34 protein-coding genes are annotated in these 23,422 nt (G+C 66.7%); all 34 read right to left on the reverse strand.

Annotation, left to right across the window (positions count from 1 at the left end; genetic code table 11):
• Positions 1–2: 2 nt before the first annotated feature.
• The 34 genes from truA to fusA all read right to left on the reverse strand — a co-directional run bounded on the left by truA (position 3) and on the right by fusA (position 23,347).
• Positions 3–869, reverse strand: a complete 867-nt coding sequence (gene truA / locus SB754_RS12225) for a tRNA pseudouridine(38-40) synthase TruA (protein WP_410782593.1) — start codon at positions 867–869, stop codon at positions 3–5.
• Entirely contained in the window at positions 859–1,884 is a 1,026-nt protein-coding gene (locus tag SB754_RS12230; RefSeq protein WP_410782594.1) for a GNAT family N-acetyltransferase, read from the reverse strand. The genes truA and SB754_RS12230 overlap by 11 nt, the downstream gene beginning before the upstream one ends.
• A gap of 107 nt (positions 1,885–1,991) precedes the next feature.
• Positions 1,992–2,591 (reverse strand): 50S ribosomal protein L17, encoded by a 600-nt coding sequence (rplQ, locus tag SB754_RS12235; RefSeq protein ID WP_410782595.1) that lies wholly within the window; start codon positions 2,589–2,591, stop codon positions 1,992–1,994.
• A gap of 74 nt (positions 2,592–2,665) precedes the next feature.
• A complete protein-coding gene (locus tag SB754_RS12240) occupies positions 2,666–3,664 on the reverse strand; it encodes a DNA-directed RNA polymerase subunit alpha (RefSeq protein WP_018191943.1) in 999 nt (332 codons plus the stop codon).
• 120 nt (positions 3,665–3,784) lie between these two features.
• Positions 3,785–4,183, reverse strand: coding sequence for a 30S ribosomal protein S11 (gene rpsK / locus SB754_RS12245; protein WP_018191944.1), 399 nt, complete (start codon positions 4,181–4,183; stop codon positions 3,785–3,787).
• Positions 4,184–4,221: 38 nt separating this feature from the next.
• Positions 4,222–4,596, reverse strand: coding sequence for a 30S ribosomal protein S13 (rpsM, locus tag SB754_RS12250; RefSeq protein ID WP_018191945.1), 375 nt, complete (start codon positions 4,594–4,596; stop codon positions 4,222–4,224).
• Between the two features lie 150 nt (positions 4,597–4,746).
• Positions 4,747–4,860 (reverse strand): 50S ribosomal protein L36, encoded by a 114-nt coding sequence (gene rpmJ / locus SB754_RS12255; RefSeq protein ID WP_018191946.1) that lies wholly within the window; start codon positions 4,858–4,860, stop codon positions 4,747–4,749.
• A gap of 82 nt (positions 4,861–4,942) precedes the next feature.
• Positions 4,943–5,164, reverse strand: coding sequence for a translation initiation factor IF-1 (infA, locus tag SB754_RS12260; protein ID WP_011186713.1), 222 nt, complete (start codon positions 5,162–5,164; stop codon positions 4,943–4,945).
• A 178-nt stretch (positions 5,165–5,342) separates the two neighbouring features.
• Entirely contained in the window at positions 5,343–6,173 is an 831-nt protein-coding gene (gene map, locus SB754_RS12265; protein ID WP_410782596.1) for a type I methionyl aminopeptidase, read from the reverse strand.
• A gap of 34 nt (positions 6,174–6,207) precedes the next feature.
• Positions 6,208–6,822 carry an adenylate kinase gene (locus SB754_RS12270; RefSeq protein ID WP_410782597.1) on the reverse strand — a complete coding sequence of 205 codons (615 nt, stop codon included), beginning with the start codon at positions 6,820–6,822 and terminating at the stop codon, positions 6,208–6,210.
• A complete protein-coding gene (secY, locus tag SB754_RS12275; RefSeq protein WP_115697821.1) occupies positions 6,819–8,141 on the reverse strand; it encodes a preprotein translocase subunit SecY in 1,323 nt (440 codons plus the stop codon). Before secY ends, SB754_RS12270 begins: the two co-directional genes overlap by 4 nt.
• A 76-nt stretch (positions 8,142–8,217) precedes the next feature.
• A complete protein-coding gene (rplO, locus tag SB754_RS12280) occupies positions 8,218–8,895 on the reverse strand; it encodes a 50S ribosomal protein L15 (RefSeq protein ID WP_410782598.1) in 678 nt (225 codons plus the stop codon).
• On the reverse strand, positions 8,895–9,080 hold the full coding sequence (gene rpmD, locus SB754_RS12285) for a 50S ribosomal protein L30 (RefSeq protein WP_018191951.1): 186 nt from the start codon (positions 9,078–9,080) through the stop codon (positions 8,895–8,897). Before rpmD ends, rplO begins: the two co-directional genes overlap by 1 nt.
• Entirely contained in the window at positions 9,080–9,793 is a 714-nt protein-coding gene (rpsE, locus tag SB754_RS12290; RefSeq protein ID WP_410782599.1) for a 30S ribosomal protein S5, read from the reverse strand. Before rpsE ends, rpmD begins: the two co-directional genes overlap by 1 nt.
• Positions 9,790–10,161, reverse strand: coding sequence for a 50S ribosomal protein L18 (gene rplR / locus SB754_RS12295; protein WP_410782600.1), 372 nt, complete (start codon positions 10,159–10,161; stop codon positions 9,790–9,792). Before rplR ends, rpsE begins: the two co-directional genes overlap by 4 nt.
• 2 nt (positions 10,162–10,163) lie before the next feature.
• Positions 10,164–10,700, reverse strand: coding sequence for a 50S ribosomal protein L6 (gene rplF, locus SB754_RS12300; RefSeq protein ID WP_410782601.1), 537 nt, complete (start codon positions 10,698–10,700; stop codon positions 10,164–10,166).
• A gap of 6 nt (positions 10,701–10,706) precedes the next feature.
• A complete protein-coding gene (rpsH, locus tag SB754_RS12305) occupies positions 10,707–11,105 on the reverse strand; it encodes a 30S ribosomal protein S8 (RefSeq protein WP_410782602.1) in 399 nt (132 codons plus the stop codon).
• A 100-nt stretch (positions 11,106–11,205) separates the two neighbouring features.
• The gene (gene rplE, locus SB754_RS12310; protein ID WP_410782603.1) at positions 11,206–11,793 is read right to left on the reverse strand and encodes a 50S ribosomal protein L5; all 588 of its coding nucleotides are present in this window, start codon (positions 11,791–11,793) and stop codon (positions 11,206–11,208) included.
• Positions 11,793–12,152 (reverse strand): 50S ribosomal protein L24, encoded by a 360-nt coding sequence (gene rplX, locus SB754_RS12315; RefSeq protein ID WP_374009690.1) that lies wholly within the window; start codon positions 12,150–12,152, stop codon positions 11,793–11,795. Before rplX ends, rplE begins: the two co-directional genes overlap by 1 nt.
• Before the next feature lie 3 nt (positions 12,153–12,155).
• The gene (gene rplN / locus SB754_RS12320; protein ID WP_018191958.1) at positions 12,156–12,524 is read right to left on the reverse strand and encodes a 50S ribosomal protein L14; all 369 of its coding nucleotides are present in this window, start codon (positions 12,522–12,524) and stop codon (positions 12,156–12,158) included.
• Between the two features lie 54 nt (positions 12,525–12,578).
• Positions 12,579–12,884: a 30S ribosomal protein S17 gene (rpsQ, locus tag SB754_RS12325; protein ID WP_018191959.1), complete on the reverse strand. Its 306-nt coding sequence runs from the start codon at positions 12,882–12,884 to the stop codon at positions 12,579–12,581.
• Positions 12,884–13,213: a 50S ribosomal protein L29 gene (rpmC, locus tag SB754_RS12330; protein ID WP_410782604.1), complete on the reverse strand. Its 330-nt coding sequence runs from the start codon at positions 13,211–13,213 to the stop codon at positions 12,884–12,886. Before rpmC ends, rpsQ begins: the two co-directional genes overlap by 1 nt.
• Positions 13,213–13,632, reverse strand: coding sequence for a 50S ribosomal protein L16 (gene rplP / locus SB754_RS12335; RefSeq protein WP_018191961.1), 420 nt, complete (start codon positions 13,630–13,632; stop codon positions 13,213–13,215). The genes rpmC and rplP overlap by 1 nt, the downstream gene beginning before the upstream one ends.
• 2 nt (positions 13,633–13,634) lie before the next feature.
• A complete protein-coding gene (rpsC, locus tag SB754_RS12340) occupies positions 13,635–14,411 on the reverse strand; it encodes a 30S ribosomal protein S3 (RefSeq protein ID WP_410782605.1) in 777 nt (258 codons plus the stop codon).
• Positions 14,411–14,821, reverse strand: a complete 411-nt coding sequence (gene rplV, locus SB754_RS12345; RefSeq protein ID WP_410782606.1) for a 50S ribosomal protein L22 — start codon at positions 14,819–14,821, stop codon at positions 14,411–14,413. Before rplV ends, rpsC begins: the two co-directional genes overlap by 1 nt.
• 25 nt (positions 14,822–14,846) lie before the next feature.
• Positions 14,847–15,128, reverse strand: a complete 282-nt coding sequence (gene rpsS, locus SB754_RS12350; RefSeq protein WP_018191964.1) for a 30S ribosomal protein S19 — start codon at positions 15,126–15,128, stop codon at positions 14,847–14,849.
• A gap of 12 nt (positions 15,129–15,140) precedes the next feature.
• Positions 15,141–15,980, reverse strand: coding sequence for a 50S ribosomal protein L2 (gene rplB / locus SB754_RS12355; RefSeq protein ID WP_410782607.1), 840 nt, complete (start codon positions 15,978–15,980; stop codon positions 15,141–15,143).
• A 24-nt stretch (positions 15,981–16,004) separates the two neighbouring features.
• Complete coding sequence (rplW, locus tag SB754_RS12360; protein ID WP_410782608.1) at positions 16,005–16,301, reverse strand: 50S ribosomal protein L23; 297 nt, start codon at positions 16,299–16,301, stop codon at positions 16,005–16,007.
• Positions 16,301–16,963 (reverse strand): 50S ribosomal protein L4, encoded by a 663-nt coding sequence (gene rplD / locus SB754_RS12365; RefSeq protein WP_410782609.1) that lies wholly within the window; start codon positions 16,961–16,963, stop codon positions 16,301–16,303. Before rplD ends, rplW begins: the two co-directional genes overlap by 1 nt.
• 3 nt (positions 16,964–16,966) lie before the next feature.
• Positions 16,967–17,641 (reverse strand): 50S ribosomal protein L3, encoded by a 675-nt coding sequence (rplC, locus tag SB754_RS12370; protein WP_410782610.1) that lies wholly within the window; start codon positions 17,639–17,641, stop codon positions 16,967–16,969.
• A 14-nt stretch (positions 17,642–17,655) separates the two neighbouring features.
• On the reverse strand, positions 17,656–17,964 hold the full coding sequence (gene rpsJ / locus SB754_RS12375; protein ID WP_018191969.1) for a 30S ribosomal protein S10: 309 nt from the start codon (positions 17,962–17,964) through the stop codon (positions 17,656–17,658).
• 426 nt (positions 17,965–18,390) lie between these two features.
• Complete coding sequence (locus SB754_RS12380) at positions 18,391–19,362, reverse strand: hypothetical protein (RefSeq protein ID WP_410782611.1); 972 nt, start codon at positions 19,360–19,362, stop codon at positions 18,391–18,393.
• A gap of 561 nt (positions 19,363–19,923) precedes the next feature.
• The gene (tuf, locus tag SB754_RS12385; protein ID WP_410782612.1) at positions 19,924–21,117 is read right to left on the reverse strand and encodes an elongation factor Tu; all 1,194 of its coding nucleotides are present in this window, start codon (positions 21,115–21,117) and stop codon (positions 19,924–19,926) included.
• Positions 21,118–21,232: 115 nt separating this feature from the next.
• Positions 21,233–23,347 (reverse strand): elongation factor G, encoded by a 2,115-nt coding sequence (fusA, locus tag SB754_RS12390; protein WP_410782613.1) that lies wholly within the window; start codon positions 23,345–23,347, stop codon positions 21,233–21,235.
• Between the last annotated feature and the right edge of the window lie 75 nt (positions 23,348–23,422).

Here is a 23,422-nt window from a genome sequence, read left to right on the forward strand (position 1 = left end):
TGCTACAGCTCCCGCAGCGCCCGCGTGCGCTCCGCGCGCAGTGCGAGCTCGGGGCCGTCCGGGTAGCCGACCTTCAGGAGGGTCAGTCCGCGGGCGGGCATCACCGTGAATGCGCTGGTCCGGCGCTTCCCGTCGCGCAGGGCGACCAGGTCGCCTGCACCGAGCTTGCCCTCCCCCACCTCGACGCACGCTCCGACGAGCGCACGCACCATGCTGTGGCAGAACGCGTCCGCCGTCAGGTCGGCGACGAGGACGCCGTCGTCATCGCGGCGCCACGCGAACGCCTGCAGCGTGCGGATGGTCGTCGCGCCCTCCCGCGCCTTGCAGTAGCTGGCGAAGTCGTGGAGGCCGAGCAGCCCGTGGGCGGCCATATCCATAGCGGCGACATCCAGGTCGGACGACACCCAGGCGGTGCGATGCCGCTGCAGCGGGTCGCGGAGCGCGAGGCGGTCCGCCACGCGGTACTCGTAGTGCCGCCAGGATGCGGAGAAGCGCGCGTCGAAGCCCTCGGGAGCGACGGAGGCGGCGAGGACGACGACATCGGACACGGGACCGAGGATGCCGTTCAGCCGGCGAGCCAGGGCCTCCTCCGCCGAGAGCGGCGGACGCTTGCCGTGCGGTTTGCGGAGCACGGCCTCCTGCTCGGCGGTCAGATCGACGTGCGCGACCTGACCGGTGGCGTGGACGCCGGCGTCGGTGCGTCCGGCGACCGTCAGCAGAGGCGGGTCCCCGGCGCGCCGGAAGATGGTCGCGAGCGCGTCCTCCAGCGTCCCCTGCACCGTCCGCAGTCCGGGCTGTCGGCCCCAGCCGTTGAAATCCGTGCCCTGGTAGGCGATGTCGAGCCGGTAGCGGGTGGTCTCAGTAGACACGCACCAGCCCCGTCTCCGACTGCGTCGACACGAACCCCATCCCCGTGTAGAGGCCGAGGGCGCCGGTCGGGTTCTCGGCGTCGACGTCGAGCACGACCTTGTCCCACCCTCGCGCGGCAGCGGCCTGGAGAACCGAACGCAGCAGCGACGGCGCGATCCTCCTGCCGCGGAACGGGCGCGTCACCGCCACGGTCGAGACGTACGCGCCGGTGAAGCCCTGGCCGGGCCAGTCGTCCTCGTTCACGTCGGTGAGCAGCACGCCCGCGACCTCGTCGCCGGACAGCGCGACGAACGACAGCTCGGGGACGAACGTGCCGGAGACCAGGCCGGCGAACTGCTCGTCGCTCAGCGGCTGACTCCCCCAGTGATCCTGGAAGGCATCGTCGCGGGCGGCGTGGACGGCCTCGGCGAACTCCGTGCTGTACGGGACGATGCGGACGTCGATCGTCGGGACGACCTCCGGAATGGGACCCCGCAGGTCCCGCTCCATCGTGTGGAAGTACCGGGCGATCTCGAAACCGCCCGCGACCAGCAGACGTTGGCGGTCCTCCGAGCGGCGGTCCGAGTAGCCGACGAGCCAGCCGGGCAGCGCCTTCTGAACGGCCGCCAGCTTCTGCTCACCGCGTGTCCGCTGCCATGCCAGCAGCTCGCGGCCGATGCCGCGGCCGCGGAACTCGGGGTGGACTCCCCCGTTCATGAACTCCCGCACCAGTGTCTCCTGCCGCGGTGGCTCCATGACGATCCCGACGGCGGCGACCCGGCCGTCTGCGGTGACGGCGAGCAGGCTGTCGGTCTCGAGGTCGATGAAGCTGTAGCCGAGCTCCTCCTCGACCTCCTCGCGCGTGGTCACGTAGTTGGGGTGATCCTGAACGGCGATCGCCCGGTACACCTCGTGCACAGCGTCGACATCGGCCGCCGTTGCCGGCCGCCACTCGGCGATCAGGGGATGCTGCGGGCGGTAGGTCGGCGGCGCGGCCACCCGCTCGCTGAGCGGGCTGAGAGTGTCGTCGGTCATCTCTTCACCCTAGAGCCTGGCCTCCCGCCGCCGCCCGCACATCCGTGGGAACGACGAAGGCCCCGCATCACACGGATGCGGGGCCTTCGTTCGGAGAGGGAAGGGCGTTACGCCTTCTCCGCCTCGGTCTCGGCCTCGGTCTCACCGGCGGCCTCGGAGTCGGCCTTGGCGTCCTCCGCGACCTCGGCCTCAGCGGCGGCGGTCTCGGCGGTGGTCGCCTCAGCGGTCTCGTCGGCTGCGGTCTCGTCGGCTGCAGTCTCCTCCGCCGGAGCCTCGTCGGCGGCCGGCTCCTCGACCGGAGCGGCCTTCGGCGCGGACGACTTCTTGGTCGACTTCACCTTCGGGGTGACGGGCTCGAGCACGAGCTCGATCTGCGCCATCGGCGCGTTGTCGCCCTTGCGGTAGCCGAGCTTGGTGATGCGGGTGTAGCCGCCCTCACGCTCGGCGACCAGCGGCGCGATCTCGGTGAAGAGCTCGTGCACGACGGACTTGTCGCTGATCACCGCGAGGACGCGACGGCGGGCGTGCAGGTCGCCGCGCTTCGCGAAGGTGATGAGACGCTCGGCCACGGGACGCAGGCGCTTGGCCTTGGTCTCCGTGGTCTTGATGCTCTTGTGCGTGAAGAGCGCAGCGGCCAGGTTCGCGAGCAGCAGGCGCTCGTGCGCCGGGCCGCCCCCGAGGCGGGGGCCCTTGGTGGGCTTAGGCATGATCGGTTATCTCCAAAGGTGTTGAAAAGGTCTGATGACGTGGCCGTGTCGGTCGACGATCGGGGCGACGTGCCTCAGATGGTGGTGGACTCGTCCTCGTCGTAGCCGCTGTAGAAGTGGGCGCCGTCGAACCCGGGGACCGAGTCCTTCAGCGACAGGCCCATCTCCGTCAGCTTGTCCTTGACCTCATCCACCGACTTCTGGCCGAAGTTGCGGATGTTCATGAGCTGCGTCTCGGACAGCGAGACGAGCTCGCTCACGGTGTTGATGCCCTCGCGCTTGAGGCAGTTGTACGACCGGACCGACAGGTCGAGGTCTTCGATCGGCATCGACAGCTCGGAGCTGAGGACGGCGTCGACCGGCGCCGGGCCGATCTCGATGCCCTCGGCAGCGCTGTTGAGCTCGCGGGCGAGACCGAACAGCTCGACCAGCGTGCGGCCGGCCGAGGCGATGGCGTCGCGCGGGCTGATCGCGGGCTTGGTCTCGACGTCGACGACCAGGCGGTCGAAGTCGGTGCGCTCACCGGCACGGGTGGCCTCGACGCGGTACGTGACCTTGAGGACCGGCGAGTAGATCGAGTCGATCGGGATCTGGCCCGCCTCGCTGTACTCGTTGCGGTTCTGCTGAGCCGAGACGTAGCCACGGCCGCGCTCGATGGTCAGCTCGACCTCGAACTTCGCCTTGTCGTTGAGTGTCGCGATGACGAGCTCGGGGTTGTGGATCTCCACACCCGCCGGGGCCGAGATGTCGGCCGCGGTGACCTGGCCGGCACCCGTCTTACGGAGGTACGCGGTGATCGGCTCGTCGTGCTCGCTGGAGACCACCAGACCCTTGATGTTCAGGATGATCTCGGTGACGTCCTCCTTCACGCCCGGCACGGTGCTGAACTCGTGCAGCACGCCGTCGATGCGGATGCTGGTGACCGCCGCGCCGGGGATGGAGGAGAGGAGGGTGCGGCGCAGGGAGTTGCCGAGGGTGTAGCCGAAGCCCGGCTCCAGCGGCTCGATGACGAACCGCGAGCGGAACTCGGAGATGTTCTCTTCGGTGAGCGTAGGACGCTGTGCAATGAGCACTATTGATTCCTTCCGGCTAAGTGTCCGCTATATGACACTTGCTTCTACTGAGGGGGTGTTCGTCACGCCGCCAGGCGGCGGCCCGGATCGGACCGCCGCCTGCGGCGTACGCGAAGAGAATTAGACGCGACGACGCTTCGGCGGGCGGCAGCCGTTGTGCGCCTGCGGGGTGACGTCGTTGATCGAACCGACCTCGAGGCCCGCGGCCTGGAGGGAACGGATCGCCGTCTCGCGGCCCGAACCCGGACCCTTGACGAAGACGTCGACCTTCTTCATGCCGTGCTCCTGCGCCTGACGCGCCGCCGACTCGGCGGCGAGCTGCGCCGCGAACGGGGTCGACTTGCGGGAGCCCTTGAACCCGACGCCGCCGGACGAGGCCCAGCTGATGACCGCACCGGTGGTGTCGGTGATCGAGACGATCGTGTTGTTGAACGTGCTCTTGATGTGGGCCTGACCCACAGCAATGTTCTTCTTTTCCTTCTTGCGCGGCTTGCGAGCGGCCGACTTGGGTGCTGCCATTTCTTCTCCTGAATCCTAAGAGCTTGGGGCCGCTGGCCTTAGCGCGCCTTCTTCTTGCCGGCCACGGTGCGCTTCGGACCCTTGCGGGTACGAGCGTTGGTCTTGGTGCGCTGGCCGCGGACCGGGAGGCCCTTGCGGTGGCGGATACCCTCGTAGCTGCCGATCTCGACCTTGCGGCGGATGTCGGCGGCCACCTCGCGGCGCAGGTCGCCCTCCACCTTGAAGTTGCCTTCGATGTAGTCGCGGAGCGCGACGAGCTGCTCGTCGGTCAGGTCCTTGACGCGGATGTCGCCCGAGATCTCGGTCTCGCGCAGAGTCTGGAGGGCGCGGGTGCGGCCGACTCCGTAGATGTAGGTGAGTGCGACCTCGACGCGCTTCTCGCGCGGGATGTCGACGCCTGCTAGACGTGCCATGTGTTGGCTTCTCCTGTGATGAGTGGAGGTCTGCAGCGATCCCGGTGCCCCGGCCTCCTCCGAGGGTGTCCCCCGCGTCCGGCTGGCGGACGTGGGATCTGGGATCGCCTGTGTTCTTTATTCAGTTACTGCGATACTCGGTTACTGCGTTCAGCCCTGGCGCTGCTTGTGGCGCGGGTTCTCGCAGATGACCATGACCCGGCCGTTGCGACGGATGACCTTGCACTTGTCGCAGATGCGCTTGACGGAGGGGTTGACCTTCATGAGTGCTTCTTACCTTTGTTCGCTGTCCTCGTACCTCGCCTGGGGCTACCCGTCGGCGGAGGCCGTTACTTACAGCAGACCTTTACTTGTAGCGATAGACGATCCGGCCGCGGGTCAGATCGTAGGGGCTCAGCTCGACGATCACGCGGTCCTCGGGGAGGATGCGGATGTAGTGCTGGCGCATCTTGCCGGAGATATGGGCAAGAACCTTGTGACCGTTGGTCAACTCGACGCGGAACATCGCGTTGGGGAGAGCCTCGATCACGGATCCTTCGATCTCGATGACACCGTCTTTTTTGGCCATAGCCTCACTGTCGCTAAAAGTAGTGGTTTGCTGGTCGTGCGTAATCGGCGAAAGGCACGTGGGAAACGTGCCTAAGACACCAAGGATCTATCTTATGGGAAAGGGCGCCATTCCGCCAATCCGCGTGTATCATCTGCGCGCGCCGTGAGCGAACGCGTCGTCGGCGTGGGCGAACTGGTCACGGGATGGGCGTCGGCGTCACGCCGAACGGCGCCAGGCCGGCGGCCCCGCCGTCCTGAGCGGTGAGCACCCAGATGCCGTCCGCGTGCACGGCGACACTGTGCTCCCAGTGGGCGGCGGCCGAGCCGTCCTCCGTCGCGACGGTCCAGCCGTCGTCCTTGACGTACGTCTCCTGGCCGCCGAGCACGACCATCGGCTCGATCGCGACGACGAGCCCCGGGCGCACCTCCGGCCCCTTGGCGCGGACCCGGTAGTTGAACACCGGCGGCTCCTCGTGCATGCGACGGCCGATTCCGTGACCGATGTAGTCGGTAAGGATGCCGTAGTCGCCCTGCGACGTGATGTAGTCCTCGATCGCGTCGCCCACCTCGTTCAGGTGGCGGGCCGAGGCGAGCGTGGCGATTCCGCGCCACAGCGACTGCTCGGTGACCTCCGACAGCCGCCGGCGCTCGGAGACGATGTCGGGGTGGGCCGGATCCGGCAGGACGAAGGTCCGTGCCGAGTCGCCGTTCCAGCCCTGGACGATCGCACCGCTGTCGACCGAGAGGATGTCGCCAGGCTCCAGGATGCGGCCGCCCGGGATGCCGTGCACCACCTCGTCGTTCACCGACGCGCAGATGGTGTGGTGGTATCCGGGTTCGAGCTTGAAGTTGGAAGCTCCGCCCGCATCGATGATCGCCCGCTCGGCGAGTCCGTCGAGCTCGAGCGTCGAGACGCCCGCAGCGACCGCTGCGGCCACCGCGTCGAGCGAAGCCGCCGTGGCCAGACCCGGCGCCACCATGTCACGGAGCTGGGCCGGCGTCTTGTAGATCGAGCGTCCGATTCTCATCGAAGGACCAGGGTCGCCGGAAGGAACAGCACCACTACGCGACGGGCCCGCCGGTGGCAGCGCCCTCGACGGGGTGGATGCCGCGCTCGGCCAGGGCCGCCGTGATGCGCTCCGCGACCTCGTCGATCGCGCCGAGTCCGTCCACCGGGACGAGCAGGCCCCGCTCGCGGTAGACGTCGATCAGGGGCGACGTCTCGCGCAGGTAGACCTGCTGGCGGTGGCGGATGGCCTCCTCCGAGTCGTCGGCGCGGCCCTGCTCACGCGCACGCTTGCTCAGCCGTTCGACGATCTCGTCCTGATCGGCCGTCAGCTGGATGACCGCGTCGAGCTTCTCGCCCTGGCCGGCCAGCAGCTGGTCGAGGTAGTCGACCTGCGCGAGCGTCCGCGGGTAGCCGTCGAGCAGGAAGCCGCCCGCGGCGTCCTCCTCCTGCAGCCGGTCGGCGACGAGCTGATTGGTGAGGCTGTCCGGGACGTAGTCGCCCGCGTCCACGATGGCCTTGACCTGCTTGCCGAGCTCGGTCTCGTTCTTGATGTTGGCCCGGAAGATGTCGCCCGTGGAGATGTCGGGGATCCCGTAGGTGGTAGTGATGCGGGAGGCCTGGGTGCCCTTGCCCGCTCCGGGGGGACCGACGATCAGCATTCGGGTCAACGCAGAAGCCCTTCGTAATGCCGCTGCTGGAGCTGGGAGTCGATCTGCTTGACCGTCTCCAGTCCGACACCGACGATGATCAGGATGGACGTACCGCCGAACATGAAGTTCTGACTGGCGCCGATCAACGCGAAGGCGACCAACGGGATCAGCGCGATGATGCCGAGGTAGAACGAACCCGGCAGGGTCACGCGGGTGAGCACGTAGTCGAGGTACTCGGCCGTCGGGCGGCCTGCGCGGATACCCGGGATGAAGCCCCCGTACTTCTTCATGTTGTCGGCGACCTCCTCCGGGTTGAAGGTGATGGCGACGTAGAAGTACGTGAAGCCCACGATCAGCAGGAAGTACAGCAGCATGTAGAGGGGGTGGTCGCCCTTGGTCAGGTAGTTCGTGATCCAGGTCACCCACGGCGCCGGTGCTTTGCCCGCCGCCGGCTGGTTGAACTGCGCGATCAGAGCCGGCAGGTACAGCAGCGACGAGGCGAAGATCACGGGCACGACGCCGGCCATGTTCACCTTGATCGGAATGTACGTGTTGTTGCCGCCGTACGTCCGCCGCCCGACCATGCGTTTGGCGTACTGGACGGGGATGCGCCGCTGCGATTGCTCGACGAACACGACGCCCATCACGATGAGCAGGCCGATCGCGATCACGACCAGCAGGATCTCGATTCCCTGCGACTGGCCGACCGCCCAGAGGGAGGACGGGAACTGCGCGGCGATCGAGGTGAAGATGAGGAGCGACATGCCGTTGCCGATGCCGCGCTCGGTGACGAGCTCGCCCATCCACATGATGAGGCCCGTACCGGCGGTCATCGTGATGACCATCAGCATGATCGCGTACCACGAGTCGTCCGTGATGAGCTGCGTGCACTGCGAGACGGCGGTCGTGCCGAACAGCGCGCCGCTGCGGGCGACGGTGATCAGGGTCGTCGACTGGAGGACGCCCAGGGCGATCGTGAGGTACCGCGTGTACTGCGTGAGCTTGGCCTGGCCGGCCTGACCCTCTTTGTACAGGGTCTCGAAGCGCGGGATGACCACGCGCAGGAGCTGCACGATGATCGACGCGGTGATGTACGGCATGATGCCGAGCGCGAAGATCGAGAGCTTGAGGAGTGCGCCGCCTGAGAACAGGTTGACCAGCGAATAAAGGCCGGATGTGTCCTGATTGGCGTTCAGACAGGTCTGGACGTTGCCGAAATCGACGAACGGCGCAGGGATGAAGGAGCCCAGCCGGAAGAGGGCGATGATTCCCAGCGTGAAGAAGATCTTCCGGCGAAGATCGGGTGTGCGGAAGATCCGCGCAACGGCGCTAAACAAACCTGCGTCCTGCTTTCCTAAGAGTCAGTCGGGTGGCCGGTCTCCCGGCCACCCGACTCGACTGCTGTGCGGGTGGCTACTGGACGGAGCCACCAGCGGCGACGATCTTCTGCTCAGCAGAGCCGGAGACCTTGTCGACCGCAACGTTCAGCTTAACCGCAATGTCCCCGTTCCCGAGAACCTTGACCTTCTCGTTCTTGCGAACGGCGCCCTTGGCGACGAGGTCCGCGACGGTGACGTCACCGCCGGACGGGTACAGCTCGGCGAGCTTCTCCAGGTTCACGACCTGGTACTCGACCCGGAACGGGTTCTTGAAGCCGCGCAGCTTCGGCGCACGCATGTGCAGCGGAAGCTGGCCACCCTGGAACCCGGGCCGGACCTGGTAACGCGCCTTGGTTCCCTTGGTACCGCGGCCCGCCGTCTTACCCTTCGAACCCTCACCGCGTCCCACGCGGGTCTTGTCCTTCTTGGCGCCGGCAGCGGGGCGGAGGTGGTGAACCTTCAGGACCTGCTCGCGGGGCTCCGCGACGTCCTTCTTGGCGGAGGACTTCGCGGCCGGCTTTGCGGCCACGGTGTCGTCCTTCGTCGAGGCGGCGGCCTTGTCGGCGGCGGCCGAAGCCGTTGCCTTCTTGGCCGGAGCCTTCTTGGCGGCGGCCGGCTTGTCGGCGGCAGCCTTCGTGCTCGCGGCCTTGGTCGCGGGCTTCTTGGTGGCCGGCTTCTCGGCGGCCTCAGTGGTGGCCTTGTCGTCAGCCATTAGTCGATCTCCTCAACCTTCACCAGGTGAGCGACGGTGTTGACGTACCCGCGGTTCTGCGGGTTGTCCTCGCGGACGACGACGTCACCGATGCGCTTCAGTCCCAGACTGCGCAACGTGTCGCGCTGGTACTGCTTCTCGCTCACTTTCGACTTGATCTGCGTGATCTTCAGACGCGCAGCCATCAGGCACCTGCCTTCGCGGTCGCGGCGGCCTCGGCCAGCGCTGCCTCGGTGCGAAGCAGGCGCGCCGGGGCGACCTGGTCGTAGTCGAGGCCACGGCGGGCAGCGACGGCACGGGGCTCCTCGAGCTGCTTCAGCGCCTCGACGGTCGCGTGCACGATGTTGATCGTGTTCGACGAGCCGAGCGACTTGCTCAGGACGTCGTGGATGCCCGCGCACTCGAGCACGGCGCGCACCGGACCACCGGCGATAACACCGGTACCGGCGGCAGCCGGACGCAGGAGGACGACGCCGGCGGCGGCCTCACCCTGCACCGGGTGCGGGATGGTGTTGCCGACGCGCGGGACGCGGAAGAAGTTCTTCTTCGCCTCCTCGACGCCCTTCGAGATCGCCAGCGGCACCTCGCGAGCCTTGCCGTAGCCGACGCCCACCAGTCCGTTGCCGTCGCCGACGACCACGAGAGCGGTGAAGCTGAAGCGACGACCACCCTTCACGACCTTCGAGACGCGGTTGATGGTGACGACGCGCTCCAGGAACTGGCTCTTGTCGGCGTCACGGCTGCCACGGTCGCGGTTGGGGTTGCGCTCACGGCCACCACGGCGCGGCTCGCGCTCGCTCCGGGTGTTGTTGTCGGTTCCCGCAGCGGTCTCCACCGGCTGCGTGCCCTCCGTTACCTGATCGGCCACGGTCTGCTCCTTGTTGTTTGCGTCGCTCACAGGTTCAGTCCACCCTCTCGAGCTCCCTCGGCGACAGCAGCGACGCGTCCCGCGTACTTGCTGCCACCACGGTCGAACACGACGGCGTCGACGCCTGCGGTCTTCGCACGCTCGGCGACGAGCTCGCCGACCTTGCGGGCCTTGGCGGTCTTGTCACCGTCGAACGTACGGAGGTCGGTCTCCATGGTCGACGCGGAGGCCAGCGTGTGACCCTTCGCGTCGTCGACGACCTGCACGAAGACGTGGCGGGCCGAACGGGTGACGACCAGGCGCGGACGGACCGCGGTGCCCTCGATCTTCTTGCGAAGGCGGGTGTGACGGCGATCGCGAGCGGCCGCCTTGCTCTTTCCTCTGGTACCCAGAGCCATGATTACTTACCAGCCTTTCCGGCCTTGCGACGAACGACCTCGCCGGCGTAGCGCACGCCCTTGCCCTTGTACGGCTCGGGCTTGCGGATCTTGCGGATGTTCGCGGCGACCTCGCCGACGGCCTGCTTGTCGATCCCTGCGACGGTGAGGCGGTTGTTGCCCTCGACCGTGAAGGTGATGCCGGCCGGCGGCTCCACGGTCACCGGGTGCGAGAAGCCGAGCGCGAACTCGACGGCCGCACCCTTCTGCACGACGCGGTAACCGGTGCCGACGATCTCCAGGCCCTTGGAGTAGCCCTGGGTGACGCCGATGATCTGGTTGTTGATGAGGGTGCGGGTGAGGCCGTGCAGCGAACGCGAAGCGCGCTCGTCGTCCGGACGGGTCACGAGGACCTGGTTCTCCTCGAGCTTGACCTCGATCGGGTTCGCGACGGTGAGGCTGAGCTCACCCTTCGGACCCTTGACGGTGACGGCCTGGCCGTCGATCTTCACATCGACCCCGGTCGGGATGTCGATGGGCAGTCTTCCAATACGCGACATGGCGGATTACCACACGTAGGCGAGGACTTCCCCACCCACGCCCTTCTTCTCAGCCTGGCGGTCCGTGAGCAGACCGGAGGAGGTGGACAGGATGGCGACGCCGAGCCCGCCGAGCACCTTGGGGAGCTCCGTGGACTTCGCGTAGACGCGAAGGCCGGGCTTCGACACGCGCTTGATACCGGCGATGGAACGCTCGCGGTTCGGACCGAACTTGAGGTTCAGGGTCAGGGTCTTCCCGACGCGGGCGTCGGCGACCTCCCAGCCGGAGATGTAGCCCTCGTTGGTGAGGATCTCGGCGATGTGGGCCTTGAGCTTCGAGTGCGGCATCGACACGGTGTCGTGGTGAGCCGAGTTCGCGTTGCGCAGTCTGGTCAGCATGTCTGCGACCGGATCTGTCATGGTCATGGGGATTTTCCTTACTGACACCAGGTTTCGTTCAGCCGTACACGGCTGACGACCTGTGGTGGAAGCGGGCCGGCCACGGCGGCCGGCCCGCAGGTGGGCCTCAGTTGGCCGCGTCGGAGGAACGGAACGGGAAGCCGAGCTGCTTGAGCAGCGCGCGGCCCTCGTCGTCGTTCTTCGCGGTGGTCACCACAGTGATGTCCATGCCGCGGACGCGGTCGATGCGGTCCTGGTTGATCTCGTGGAACATCGACTGCTCCGTGAGACCGAACGTGTAGTTGCCGTTCCCGTCGAACTGCTTGTCGCTCAGACCGCGGAAGTCGCGGATACGCGGAAGCGCGAGCGTGAGCAGACGGTCGAGGAACTCCCACATGCGGTCGCCGCGCAGCGTGACGTGCGCGCCGATCGGCTGACCCTCGCGCAGCTTGAACTGCGCGATGGACTTGCGGGCCTTGGTGACCTGAGGCTTCTGGCCGGTGATCAGGGTGAGGTCGTTGACCGCACCATCGATCACCTTGCCGTCACGAGCCGCCTCGCCCACACCCATGTTGACGACGATCTTCACCAGACCGGGCACCTGGTGCACGTTGGTGAAGCCGAAGTCGCCCAGGAGCTGCTGGGAGATCTCGTTCTTGTACTTCTGCTTCAGGCGCGGCTGGATTTTGCCAGCAGCGGTTGCAGTGTCGGTCATTACAGGTCCTTACCAGACTTCTTGGCGTAGCGAACGCGGACCGTCTTGGTGACGCCGTCCTTCGTGACGCTCTCTTCGCGGAAGCCGACGCGGGTCGGCTTCTTGGTCTCGGGGTCGACCAGCGCCACGTTCGAGACGTGGATCGAGGCCTCGTGGGTCTCGATGCCGCCGGTCTTCGTGCCACGCTGCGTCTGGCCGACGCGCACGTGCTTGGTCACGAAGTTGACGCCCTCGACGATGACACGGTTCTGCTCGACGAGAACCTCGATCACGCGACCCTGCTTGCCACGGTCACCACCGCGGGCCTGCGAGCGGCCCGAGATGACCTGGACCAGGTCGCCCTTCTTGATGTTCGCCATGGGTTACAGCACCTCCGGTGCGAGCGAGATGATCTTCATGAACTTCTTGTCGCGGAGCTCGCGGCCGACCGGTCCGAAGATGCGCGTGCCGCGGGGGTCACCGTCGTTCTTCAGGATGACAGCGGCGTTCTCGTCGAACTTGATGTAGGAGCCGTCCGGGCGGCGGGTGTTCTTGCGAACACGCACGACGACCGCCTTGACGACGTCGCCCTTCTTGACGTTCCCACCCGGGATCGCGTCCTTGACCGTGGCGACGATGACGTCGCCGAGGCCTGCGTAGCGACGGCTGGAGCCGCCGAGCACGCGGATCGCGAGGAGCTCCTTGGCGCCGGTGTTGTCGGCGACCTTGAGTCGGGATTCCTGCTGGATCACTTGACTGTGTCCTTTCTCAAAGCAAGTTGGCTGTTACTCGTCATTGCGTCCTCGCTACTTTGCCTTCTCGAGGATTTCGACGAGCCGCCAACGCTTTGACGCGCTCAGGGGACGGGTCTCGTTGATGAGAACGAGGTCGCCGATGCCGGCGGTGTTGTTCTCGTCGTGCGCCTTCACCTTGGAGGTGCGGCGGATGACCTTGCCGTACAGGGGGTGCTTCACGCGGTCCTCGACCTCGACGACGATGGTCTTGTCCATCTTGTCGCTGACGACGTAACCGCGGCGGGCCTTGCGGTACCCGCGGACGAGGGCCTCGTCGGCCGCCGACTCCGCGGCCGCGGCCTTGGTGGTCTCAGCCATTACTTGGCCTCCTCATTCGTGGTGTCGACCTCGGCCTCGGCGGCCGGGGCCGCCTTCTTGGCACGGGTCTTCTTCTTCTCGGCCGGCGCGGCCTCGGTCGGGACCGGGGTCGCCCGGATCCCGAGCTCGCGCTCGCGGATCACGGTGTAGATACGAGCGATGTCGCGCTTCACGGCGCGGAGGCGGCCGTGGCTCTCGAGCTGGCCGGTGGCCGACTGGAAGCGCAGGTTGAACAGCTCTTCCTTGGCCTTCTTCAGCTCGTCGACGAGACGCTCGTCTTCAAAGGTGTCGAGCTCGCTCGAGGCAAGCTCCTTGGAACCGATCGCCATTATGCGTCGCCCTCCTCGCGCTTGATGATGCGTGCCTTGAGGGGCAGCTTGTGAATTGCACGGGTCATGGCCTCGCGAGCGAGCTGCTCGGAGACGCCCGAGACCTCGAAGAGGACGCGGCCCGGCTTGACGTTGGCGACCCACCACTCCGGCGAACCCTTACCGGAACCCATGCGGGTCTCGGCCGGCTTCTTCGTGAGCGGACGGTCGGGGTAGATGTTGATCCACACCTTGCCGCCGCGCTTGATGTGACGCGTCATGGCGATACGAGCGGACTCGATCTGACGGTTGGTCACGTAAGCGGGCGTCAGGGCCTGGATGCCGAACTCGCCGAAGGAGACCTTCGTGCCACCGGTCGCCTGGCCGCTACGGCCGGGGTGGTGCTGCTTGCGGTGCTTGACTCTGCGTGGGATCAACATGGTTATGCCTCAACTCCTGCTGCGGCCGGCGCGCTCTCGGTGGCGGGGGCGTTGCCCCGGCCGCCACCGCGACGCGGACGGTCACGGTCGTTGCGCTCGCGCGACGGCTTCTGGTTGGCCTGCTCGCGAGCAAGTTCCTTGTTCGTGATGTCGCCCTTGTAGATCCACACCTTCACACCGATGCGACCGAAGGTGGTCTTGGCCTCGTAGAAGCCGTAGTCGATGTTGGCGCGGAGCGTGTGCAGCGGCACACGACCCTCGCGGTAGAACTCGGAGCGGCTCATCTCGGCGCCGCCGAGGCGGCCCGACACCTGGATGCGGACACCCTTGGCGCCGGCGCGCTGAGCGCCCTGCAGGCCCTTGCGCATCGCGCGGCGGAAGGCCACACGTGCAGCGAGCTGCTCGGCGATGCCCTGCGCGACGAGCTGGGCGTCGGCCTCGGGGTTCTTCACCTCGAGGATGTTCAGCTGGATCTGCTTGCCCGAGAGCTTCTCGAGGTCGGCGCGGATGCGCTCGGCCTCGGCGCCACGGCGACCGATCACGATGCCCGGGCGGGCGGTGTGGATGTCGACGCGGACGCGGTCACGGGTGCGCTCGATCTCGATGCGCGAAACACCGGCGCGGTCGAGCGACGTCTTGAGCAGCGTGCGGATCTTGACGTCCTCGGCCAGGTAGTCGCTGTAACGCTGACCCGGCTTCGTGCTGTCCGAGAACCAGCGCGACACGTGGTCGGTGGTGATGCCCAGACGGAAGCCGTAGGGATTGACTTTCTGGCCCATTACTTGCTCGCCTTCTTCACTGTGCTGGCCTTCTTCGTAGCCTTCGCGTCCTCGACCTCATCCGGCGTCGCGAGGACGATCGTGATGTGGCTGGTGCGCTTGTTGATCCGGAAGGCCCGGCCCTGTGCACGCGGCTGGAACCGCTTGAGGGTCGTCCCCTCGTCCACGAAGGCGCGGCTCACGTACAGGTCCTGCTCGTCCAGGTAGGTGTTGCTCTGGTCGGCCTTGACCCGCGCGTTGGCGATAGCCGAGGCGACGAGCTTGTAAACCGGCTCGCTCGCGCTCTGCGGGGCGAACTTCAGGATGGCCAGGGCCTCCTGGGCCTGCTTGCCGCGGATCAGGTTGACGACGCGGCGGGCCTTCATGGGGGTAACGCGGATGTGTCGCACGCGGGCGATCGACTCCACCATTTCTCTCCTCCTTACGCCACCGCGATCAGCGGCGGCGACCCTTCTTGTCGTCCTTCACGTGTCCACGGAAGGTACGGGTCGGCGCGAACTCGCCGAGCTTGTGACCGACCATGGTCTCGGTGACGAACACCGGGATGTGCTTGCGACCGTCGTGCACCGCGATGGTGTGACCCAGCATGGCCGGGACGATCATCGAGCGGCGCGACCAGGTCTTGATCACGTTCTTGCTGTTGGCCTCATTCGCGGCGACCACCTTGCGAAACAGGTGCTCGTCGACGAAGGGGCCCTTCTTGAGACTGCGTGGCATCTTCTCGAACTCCTACTTGCGCTTCTTGCCGGCGTTACGGCGGCGGACGATGAGCTTGTCGCTTTCCTTGTTGGGGTGGCGCGTACGGCCTTCCTTCTGACCCCACGGGCTGACCGGGTGGCGACCACCGGAGGTCTTGCCCTCACCACCACCGTGCGGGTGGTCGATCGGGTTCATCGCGACACCGCGGACGGTCGGGCGGACGCCCTTCCAGCGCATGCGGCCGGCCTTGCCCCAGTTGATGTTCGACTGCTCGGCGTTGCCGACCTCGCCGATGGTGGCGCGGCAGCGCGCGTCGACGTTGCGGACCTCACCGGAGGGGAGGCGCAGCTGGGCGTAGGGGCCGTCCTTCGCGACGAGTCGGACGGACGAACCGGCCGAACGGGCGATCTTGGCGCCGCCGCCCGGCTTCAGCTCGATTGCGTGCACGACGGTACCGGTCGGGATGTTGCGCAGCGGCAGGTTGTTGCCCGGCTTGATGTCGGCGCCTGCGCCCGACTCCACGACGTCGCCCTGCTTGAGGCCGGCCGGCGCCAGGATGTAGCGCTTGGTGCCGTCCACGAAGTGGAGCAGCGCGATGCGCGCGGTGCGGTTGGGGTCGTACTCGATGTGAGCGACCTTGGCGTCGACGCCGTCCTTGTCGTTGCGACGGAAGTCGATCAGGCGGTACTGGCGCTTGTGGCCACCACCGATGTGACGGGTCGTGATGCGGCCCTGGTTGTTGCGGCCACCGGTCTTCGACAGCGGGCGGAGAAGGGACTTCTCCGGCGTCGACCGGGTGATCTCGGCGAAGTCGGCGACCGAGGAGCCGCGACGACCGGGGGTCGTGGGCTTGTAGTTACGAATTGCCATGTCTGTCTTCCTCTAGTCCTTCGCTCAGCCGACGGCCGTGAAGATGTCGATGGAACCGGACTTCAGCGTGACGATGGCGCGCTTGGTGTGCTTGCGCTTGCCGGTGCCGAAGCGGGTGCGGCGGGTCTTGCCCTGACGGTTCAGGGTGTTCACCGATGCGACCTCGACCTTGAAGATCGACTCGATCGCGAGCTTGATCTCGGTCTTGTTCGAGCGCGGGTCCACGACGAAGGTGTACTTGCCCTCGTCGATCAGGCCGTAGCTCTTCTCGGAGACCACCGGGGCGATGATGATGTCGCGCGGGTCCTTGTTGACGGCCATTACGCATCCACCTCTTCCTTGTTGCTCGCAGTGTCGGTCTTGGAGGCGATGAAGCCTTCGAGCGCGGCCTGGGAGAAGACGATGTCGTCGCTCACCAGGACGTCGTAGGCGTTCAGCTGGTCGTACGTCAGGACGTGAACCGTCGGCACGTTGCGGACGCTCTTGAAGGCCAGCTCGTCGTCGCGCTCGAGGACCACGAGGACGTGCTTCGAAGTCGCGATGCCGCTCAGCAGGTCGACGACGGCCTTGGTCGAGGGCACGTCACCGGAGGTGAAGGCCTGGACGGCGTGGAGGCGGGCGCCGCGTGCGCGGTCCGAGAGGGCGCCGAGCAGAGCAGCAGCGATCATCTTCTTCGGGGTGCGCTGCGCGTAGCTGCGCGGCGTCGGGCCGTGGACGATGCCACCACCGGTCATCTGCGGGGCGCGGATGGAACCCTGACGGGCGCGGCCGGTGCCCTTCTGCTTGAACGGCTTGCGGCCGGCGCCGGAGACCTCGCCGCGACCCTTGGTCTTGTGCGTGCCCTGACGCGCGGCGGCGAGCTGCGCCGTCACGACCTGGTGGATCAGCGGGATGTTGGTCTGAACGTCGAACAGGGACTCGGGAAGCTCGACAGTGCCGGCCTTCTTGCCCTTGAGGTCGACGACGTCAATCGAGGTAGCCATGCGTTAGGCCCCCTTCACTGCGTTGCGGACGAAAACGATGCGGCCACGAGCGCCGGGAACGGCGCCCTTGACCAGCAGCAGGCCCTTCTCGGCGTCGACCGCCTGGACCTTGAGGTTCAGGACGGTCACACGCTCGCCACCCATGCGACCGGCCATGCGCATGCCCTTGAAGACACGGCTCGGGGTCGAGGAGGCGCCGATGGAACCCGGCTTGCGGTGATTGCGGTGCGCACCGTGCGAAGCGGAGACGCCCTGGAAGTTGTGGCGCTTCATGACACCGGCGAAGCCCTTACCCTTCGAGGTCCCGACGACGTCGACCAGCTGGCCGGCCTCGAAGGTTCCGTCGACGGTCAGCTCCTGGCCGGCCGCGTACTCGGCGGCGTCGGCGGTGCGGACCTCGGTGAGGTGACGGCGCGGCGTGACGCCGGCCTTGTCGAAGTGACCGGCGGACGGCTTGTTGACCTTGCGCGGGTCGATCTGGCCGTAGGCGATCTGGACGGCGTTGTAGCCGTCGGCCTCAGGGGTGCGGACCTGGGTGACGACGTTCGGCGTGATCTCGATGACGGTCACGGGGATGAGCTTGTTGTTCTCGTCCCAGACCTGGGTCATACCGAGCTTCTTGCCGAGGAGACCCTTGGAGGTCTTGGTGTCGTGCGCTGCACTGTTGGAGTTAGGCATGGTGACACTCCCCCTTAGAGCTTGATCTCGATGTTGACGTCGGCGGGCAGGTCGAGACGCATGAGCGAGTCGACGGCCTTCGGCGTCGGGTCGATGATGTCGATCAGCCGCTTGTGCGTGCGCATCTCGAAGTGCTCGCGGCTGTCCTTGTACTTGTGGGGCGAACGGATGACGACCACCACGTTCTTCTCGGTGGGAAGGGGCACCGGGCCGACGACGGTCGCGCCGGCACGGGTCACCGTGTCGACGATCTTGCGCGCCGAGGTGTCGATGACCTCGTGGTCATACGACTTAAGCCGAATGCGGATCTTCTGTCCCGCCATGTCTGACTCTCTCTCTTGTTATGGCGTCGTACGAGACGGCTCTTTCGAGCCGTTCTTCGCATTGGACGCGGTGCGACGTACGCGTGGGGAACGCCACTATTCTTCTGTCAACTCCCCGACGCATCCGGGCGTTGAGCCCGGTCCGGAGCACAGGGATAGCCCCTGGCTTCGATGGTTGTCGGATTGAGCGTGTCCTGCTGCCTGCGGCCTAACCATCTGCCGCGTATCGGTGACGACTCGCGGTGGGCTATGCACTGCCTGGCAGTGATCCGGTCAGCGCGCGCACATGCACACACGTTCCGAAATGTTGAACTAGACAAGTTTGCCAGATCGGAGCCAATGCTGCAACCCGGGCGTGTCGCGCCGGCGCGTCGCAGCGACTGCGGTGTCCCGTCACGTGAGCTGATGCGCGCCGCACCGCAGTCGTTACGCGGCGGCGCAGTCTCTCCACGGGGTGTTCGCGCGCGGGACGCCGACGGCGCTGAGGGTGGCGGCGAGGGTGCGCTGGTCGCGTGCGGTGGACCAGCGCCAGCGCACGACGCGCCACCCGAGAGCACGGAGGCGGTCCTCGCGGATCTTCTCGTCGAGCACCACCCGCTCGGCGGTGCGACCGCCGCGCACGGCGGCGTCGAGGTACTTCCGATCCCCGTCGGCCTCGCCGATCACCCGCGCGGACGGCCAGGCGAAGTCGACGAACCCGATTCGCCCGGCACCATCTGAGAACGGGGTCTGCAGGTCGGGTTGAGCCAGGCCCGCGGCATGGATGCTTACGCGGCTCACGGACTCCAGTGGGGATTCGGCACGTCCGTCCGCGAATGCGATCACATCGAGTGCGCGGCGATGCCCGCGCATCGGCTGAGCCCGCATCCAGGCGGCGAGGAGCGCGGCCGCTCCGTCACCGCCGATGGCGGCAGCCGTGCGGAGAAAGTGGTCAGCGGCGGCGACGGCATCCGGACGGCGCGTGGTGGCTGCGAGGTCGACGACCGTCCGGGTGATCGATGTGCAGCGGAGACCGGACACGACGGTGAGGTCGGCCGCATCCACCTCGGTGGAGTGGGCGACGACCTCCCGCGCCGAGCGGCCACCACTGGTCCGTCCGACCGTGACATGCAGCTCGCTCGGGATGGGGCCGATGAACGGGAGGCCGTGGATGACGGCGGCGGACCAGTGGGAGAAGGTGGGAGTCCTCACCCGAGTGCGGGCGAAGGCGGACAGTCGCAAAAGGTAGCGCTCGCGTTCGGCGAGTCCGTCCCAGTCGAGGCGGGCGACGTAGGCTCCATGGCCGACCCGGATCTCGGCTCCCGTGCGCGCCGCTCGGGCGTGCTGCTGCCGCGTCTCGCTGCGGTCGCGCAGTTCGCTCACCAGGACCACTCGCGGTTCGCTCGACTCGGGCTTCATGCGTACCGGTCTACAGCCGCGGCCCGTAGTGACGGGCCACGCCCCCGCATCCCGTGGACAACTCCGTCGCCCCGTGGGTTGTGCACGGACCGGCGACTGCGGTGCTGCGTAACGAGTGCTACGCGGCGCGCGGGCGCAGATGCGTCACGGGACCGCAGTCACCGGGCGGGAGGGGTGGGGCGGGAGGGTGGGGACGCCGGGGCGGGAGGGGCAGGCGGGGGTGGCGGGGCAAAAAGGGAGCGGGGCCGGCGCTGCCGACCCCGCTCGAGTGGCGCCTCGCGCCGCCACTCAGCTCGATGTCCACGACCGCTAGGCGGCACCTGAACTTCCGTTACGAGAACCGGTCAGCGGCGTGGGCTGGTTTGCGAGGCCGTGGGTATTCATAGGCGCTCCTCTCGTCGACGGGAACCGTTCGGTGGGAACGGTGCGTCAAGTCTCCGTCGGCGAGGGGCGGGAGTAAAGCCCCAGGGACACGAAAACCTGGAGAGACAGCCCCCGGAGACACGAAAAGAGGGCCGGACCCGAAGGTCCGACCCTCTCACAAGCGAGGTCGCAGAGGACTTACTTGTTGATCTTCGTGACGGTACCGGCGCCCACGGTGCGGCCACCCTCACGGATGGCGAAGCCGAGGCCCTCCTCCATGGCGATCGGCTGGATCAGCTCGACCGACATGTCGGTGGTGTCGCCGGGCATGACCATCTCGGTGCCCTCGGGCAGCGAGATGACGCCGGTGACGTCGGTGGTGCGGAAGTAGAACTGCGGACGGTAGTTCGTGTAGAAGGGGTTGTGACGGCCACCCTCATCCTTGGACAGGATGTAGGCGGTTCCCTCGAAGTTGGTGTGAGGGGTCACAGAACCCGGCTTCGCGACGACCTGGCCGCGCTCCACGTCCTCGCGCTTGGTGCCGCGGAGGAGCAGACCACAGTTCTCGCCGGCCCAGGCCTCGTCGAGCTGCTTGTGGAACATCTCGATACCGGTGACCGTGGTCTTCTGCGTCGGGCGGATGCCGACGATCTCGACCTCGGAGTTGATGGCGAGGGTTCCGCGCTCGGCGCGGCCGGTGACGACGGTTCCACGACCGGTGATCGTGAAGACGTCCTCGATCGGCATCAGGAACGGCTTGTCCTTGTCGCGCACCGGGTCCGGGATGGACTCGTCGACGGCCTCCATGAGGTCGAGGATGGACTGGGTCCACTTCTCGTCGCCCTCGAGGGCCTTCAGGCCGGAGACGCGGATGACCGGGGCGTTGTCGCCGTCGAAGTCCTGGCTGGAGAGCAGCTCACGGACCTCGAGCTCGACGAGCTCCAGGATCTCCTCGTCGTCGACCATGTCGGACTTGTTCAGCGCGACCAGCAGGTACGGCACGCCGACCTGCTTGGCGAGCAGAACGTGCTCACGGGTCTGAGCCATCGGGCCGTCGGTGGCGGCGACCACGAGGATCGCGCCGTCCATCTGAGCAGCACCGGTGATCATGTTCTTGATGTAGTCGGCGTGACCCGGGGCGTCAACGTGCGCGTAGTGGCGCTTCGGCGTCTCGTACTCGACGTGCGAGATGTTGATCGTGATACCACGCTGACGCTCTTCCGGAGCCGAGTCGATCGACGCGAAGTCGCGCTGAACGTTGGTCGCCGACGGGTACTTGTCAGCAAGCACCTTGGAGATCGCCGCGGTGAGCGTCGTCTTGCCGTGGTCGACGTGACCGATGGTTCCGATGTTGACGTGCGGCTTAGTCCGCTCGAACTTGGCCTTAGCCACTGTGGGTCCTCCTCAGGACTCTCGTGCACATCCCCCGGTCGATGGATTTCGACCGGTGGGATCTGCGGATTGGTTTCTTATGTTACGGGATGTTGCCTGGGGTGAGCGACCGAGGTCACTCGCCCTTGCTCTTCTGGACGATCTCGTCGGCCACAGCCTTCGGGACCTCCGCGTAGCTGTCGAACTGCATCGAGTAGACCGCGCGGCCCGAGGTCTTGGACCGCAGGTCGCCGATGTAGCCGAACATCTCGGACAGCGGAACGTTGGCACGCACCACCTTGACACCGCTGGCGTCCTCCATCGACTGGATCTGCCCACGACGGGAGTTCAGGTCGCCGATAACGTCGCCCATGTACTCCTCCGGCGTACGCACCTCGACCGCCATGAGCGGCTCGAGGAGCACCGGGTTCGCCTTCCGAGCGGCCTCTTTGTAGGCCATCGAGCCGGCGATCTTGAACGCCATCTCCGAGGAGTCGACGTCGTGCGCTGCACCGTCGAGGAGCGTCGCCTTGACGCCCACCGTCGGGAAGCCGGCGAGAACGCCGACCTGCATCGCGTCCTGGATACCCGCGTCCACCGAGGGGATGTACTCGCGGGGCACGCGACCGCCGGAAACGGCGTTCACGAACTCGTACGAGGTCTCCGGGGTGACTTCGATCGGCTCCAGGCTGATCTGCACCTTTGCGAACTGACCGGATCCACCGGTCTGCTTCTTGTGGGTGTAGTCGTACTTCTCGACCGTGCGGCGCAGCGTCTCGCGGTAGGCGACCTGGGGCTTGCCCACGTTCGCCTCGACGTTGAACTCGCGCTTCATGCGGTCGACGAGGATGTCGAGGTGGAGCTCGCCCATGCCCTTGATGACGGTCTGGCCGGTCTCCTGGTTCTGCTCGGTGCGGAACGTCGGGTCCTCTTCGGCCAGCTTCTGGATCGCGGTGCCCAGCTTCTCCTGGTCGGCCTTGGTCTTCGGCTCGATGGCGACCTCGATCACCGGCTCCGGGAAGGTCATCGACTCGAGCACGACCTGGTTGTCCGGGTCGCTCAGGGTGTCACCGGTGGTGGTGTCCTTGAGGCCGATCACCGCGTAGATGTTGCCGGCGGTGACGGAGTCGACGGGGATCTCCTTGTTGGCGTGCATCTGGAAGATCTTGCCGATGCGCTCCTTCTTGCCCTTGGTCGAGTTGATGACCTGGGCGCCGGAGTCGAGACGGCCCGAGTAGACGCGCACGTAGGTGAGGCGACCGAAGAACGGGTGAACCGCGACCTTGAACGCCAGCGCCGCGAACGGCTCGGAGGCGTCGGCGTGACGCATGATGACCTGCTCCTCGTCGCGCGGGTTGTGCGCCTCGATGGCGGGCACGTCGAGCGGCGACGGGAGGTAGTCGATCACGGCGTCGAGCATCGGCTGGACACCGCGGTTCTTGAACGCGGAACCGCAGAGGACCGGGTAGATCTCGTTGTTCACGGTCAGCTTGCGGATCGCTGCCTTGATCTCGGGAATCGTGATCTCTTCGCCGCCGAAGAACTTCTCGAGCAGAGCATCGTCGGTCTCGGCGACGGTCTCGAGCAGGCGGGTGCGGTACTCCTCGGCCTTCTCTTTCAGGTCGGCCGGGATCTCCTGGACCTCGTACTTGGCGCCCATGGTGACATCACCCTTTGCGTCGCCGGGCCAGACCAGCGCGCGCATCTCGACCAGGTCGACGACGCCGACGAAGTCGGACTCGGAACCGATCGGGAGCTGCATGACCAGCGGCTTGGCGCCGAGGCGGGAGACGATGGTGTCGACGGTGAAGTAGAAGTCGGCGCCCAGCTTGTCCATCTTGTTGACGAAGCAGATGCGCGGGACGACGTACTTGTCGGCCTGACGCCAGACGGTCTCCGACTGGGGCTCGACGCCCTCCTTCGCGTCGAACACGGCGACGGCACCGTCGAGGACGCGGAGCGAACGCTCCACCTCGACCGTGAAGTCGACGTGACCGGGCGTGTCGATGATGTTGATCTGGTTCTTGTTCCAGAAACAGGTCACGGCCGCGGACGTGATGGTGATGCCGCGCTCCTTCTCCTGTTCCATCCAGTCGGTGGTCGAGGCGCCGTCGTGGGTCTCGCCGATCTTGTGGTTGACGCCCGTGTAGAACAGGATGCGCTCGGTCGTGGTGGTCTTGCCGGCATCGATGTGGGCCATGATGCCGATGTTGCGGACCTTGTTCAGGTCAGTGAGCACGTCCTGTGCCACAGGGTTCCTCCGAAAAGTTGAAAGTGGAAGGTGTGCCGTCCGGGCGCGGCACTATTGGTTACAACACCCGGACGG

It is taken from the genome of Leifsonia sp. SIMBA_070 (assembly GCF_046534635.1).
Lineage (GTDB): Bacteria > Actinomycetota > Actinomycetes > Actinomycetales > Microbacteriaceae > Leifsonia.

Coding starts and splice junctions, on each gene's coding strand:
- rplR (WP_410782600.1), bottom strand. CDS start 10,161: ATGGCTCTGGGTACCAGAGGAAAGAGCAAGGCGGCCGCTCGCGATCGC.
- rpsS (WP_018191964.1), bottom strand. CDS start 15,128: ATGCCACGCAGTCTCAAGAAGGGCCCCTTCGTCGACGAGCACCTGTTT.
- rpsJ (WP_018191969.1), bottom strand. CDS start 17,964: ATGGCGGGACAGAAGATCCGCATTCGGCTTAAGTCGTATGACCACGAG.
- rpsC (WP_410782605.1), bottom strand. CDS start 14,411: ATGGGCCAGAAAGTCAATCCCTACGGCTTCCGTCTGGGCATCACCACC.
- rplX (WP_374009690.1), bottom strand. CDS start 12,152: ATGGCGAACATCAAGAAGGGCGACCTGGTCCAGGTCATCTCGGGCCGC.
- map (WP_410782596.1), bottom strand. CDS start 6,173: ATGAGAATCGGACGCTCGATCTACAAGACGCCGGCCCAGCTCCGTGAC.
- rpsK (WP_018191944.1), bottom strand. CDS start 4,183: ATGGCAGCACCCAAGTCGGCCGCTCGCAAGCCGCGCAAGAAGGAAAAG.
- rpsH (WP_410782602.1), bottom strand. CDS start 11,105: ATGACCATGACAGATCCGGTCGCAGACATGCTGACCAGACTGCGCAAC.
- rplC (WP_410782610.1), bottom strand. CDS start 17,641: ATGCCTAACTCCAACAGTGCAGCGCACGACACCAAGACCTCCAAGGGT.
- rplW (WP_410782608.1), bottom strand. CDS start 16,301: ATGGCCGTCAACAAGGACCCGCGCGACATCATCATCGCCCCGGTGGTC.
- rplO (WP_410782598.1), bottom strand. CDS start 8,895: ATGGCTGACGACAAGGCCACCACTGAGGCCGCCGAGAAGCCGGCCACC.
- rplF (WP_410782601.1), bottom strand. CDS start 10,700: ATGTCGCGTATTGGAAGACTGCCCATCGACATCCCGACCGGGGTCGAT.
- rpmC (WP_410782604.1), bottom strand. CDS start 13,213: ATGGCGATCGGTTCCAAGGAGCTTGCCTCGAGCGAGCTCGACACCTTT.
- rplD (WP_410782609.1), bottom strand. CDS start 16,963: ATGGCTACCTCGATTGACGTCGTCGACCTCAAGGGCAAGAAGGCCGGC.
- SB754_RS12380 (WP_410782611.1), bottom strand. CDS start 19,362: ATGAAGCCCGAGTCGAGCGAACCGCGAGTGGTCCTGGTGAGCGAACTG.
- rplQ (WP_410782595.1), bottom strand. CDS start 2,591: ATGCCTAAGCCCACCAAGGGCCCCCGCCTCGGGGGCGGCCCGGCGCAC.
- rpmJ (WP_018191946.1), bottom strand. CDS start 4,860: ATGAAGGTCAACCCCTCCGTCAAGCGCATCTGCGACAAGTGCAAGGTC.
- rplE (WP_410782603.1), bottom strand. CDS start 11,793: ATGACCGACACTGCAACCGCTGCTGGCAAAATCCAGCCGCGCCTGAAG.
- rplB (WP_410782607.1), bottom strand. CDS start 15,980: ATGGCAATTCGTAACTACAAGCCCACGACCCCCGGTCGTCGCGGCTCC.
- rpmD (WP_018191951.1), bottom strand. CDS start 9,080: ATGGCTGCGCGTCTGAAGATCACGCAGATCAAGTCGAAAGTGAGCGAG.
- infA (WP_011186713.1), bottom strand. CDS start 5,164: ATGGCCAAAAAAGACGGTGTCATCGAGATCGAAGGATCCGTGATCGAG.
- rplV (WP_410782606.1), bottom strand. CDS start 14,821: ATGGTGGAGTCGATCGCCCGCGTGCGACACATCCGCGTTACCCCCATG.
- SB754_RS12230 (WP_410782594.1), bottom strand. CDS start 1,884: ATGACCGACGACACTCTCAGCCCGCTCAGCGAGCGGGTGGCCGCGCCG.
- rpsM (WP_018191945.1), bottom strand. CDS start 4,596: ATGGCACGTCTAGCAGGCGTCGACATCCCGCGCGAGAAGCGCGTCGAG.
- rplP (WP_018191961.1), bottom strand. CDS start 13,632: ATGTTGATCCCACGCAGAGTCAAGCACCGCAAGCAGCACCACCCCGGC.
- rpsQ (WP_018191959.1), bottom strand. CDS start 12,884: ATGGCTGAGACCACCAAGGCCGCGGCCGCGGAGTCGGCGGCCGACGAG.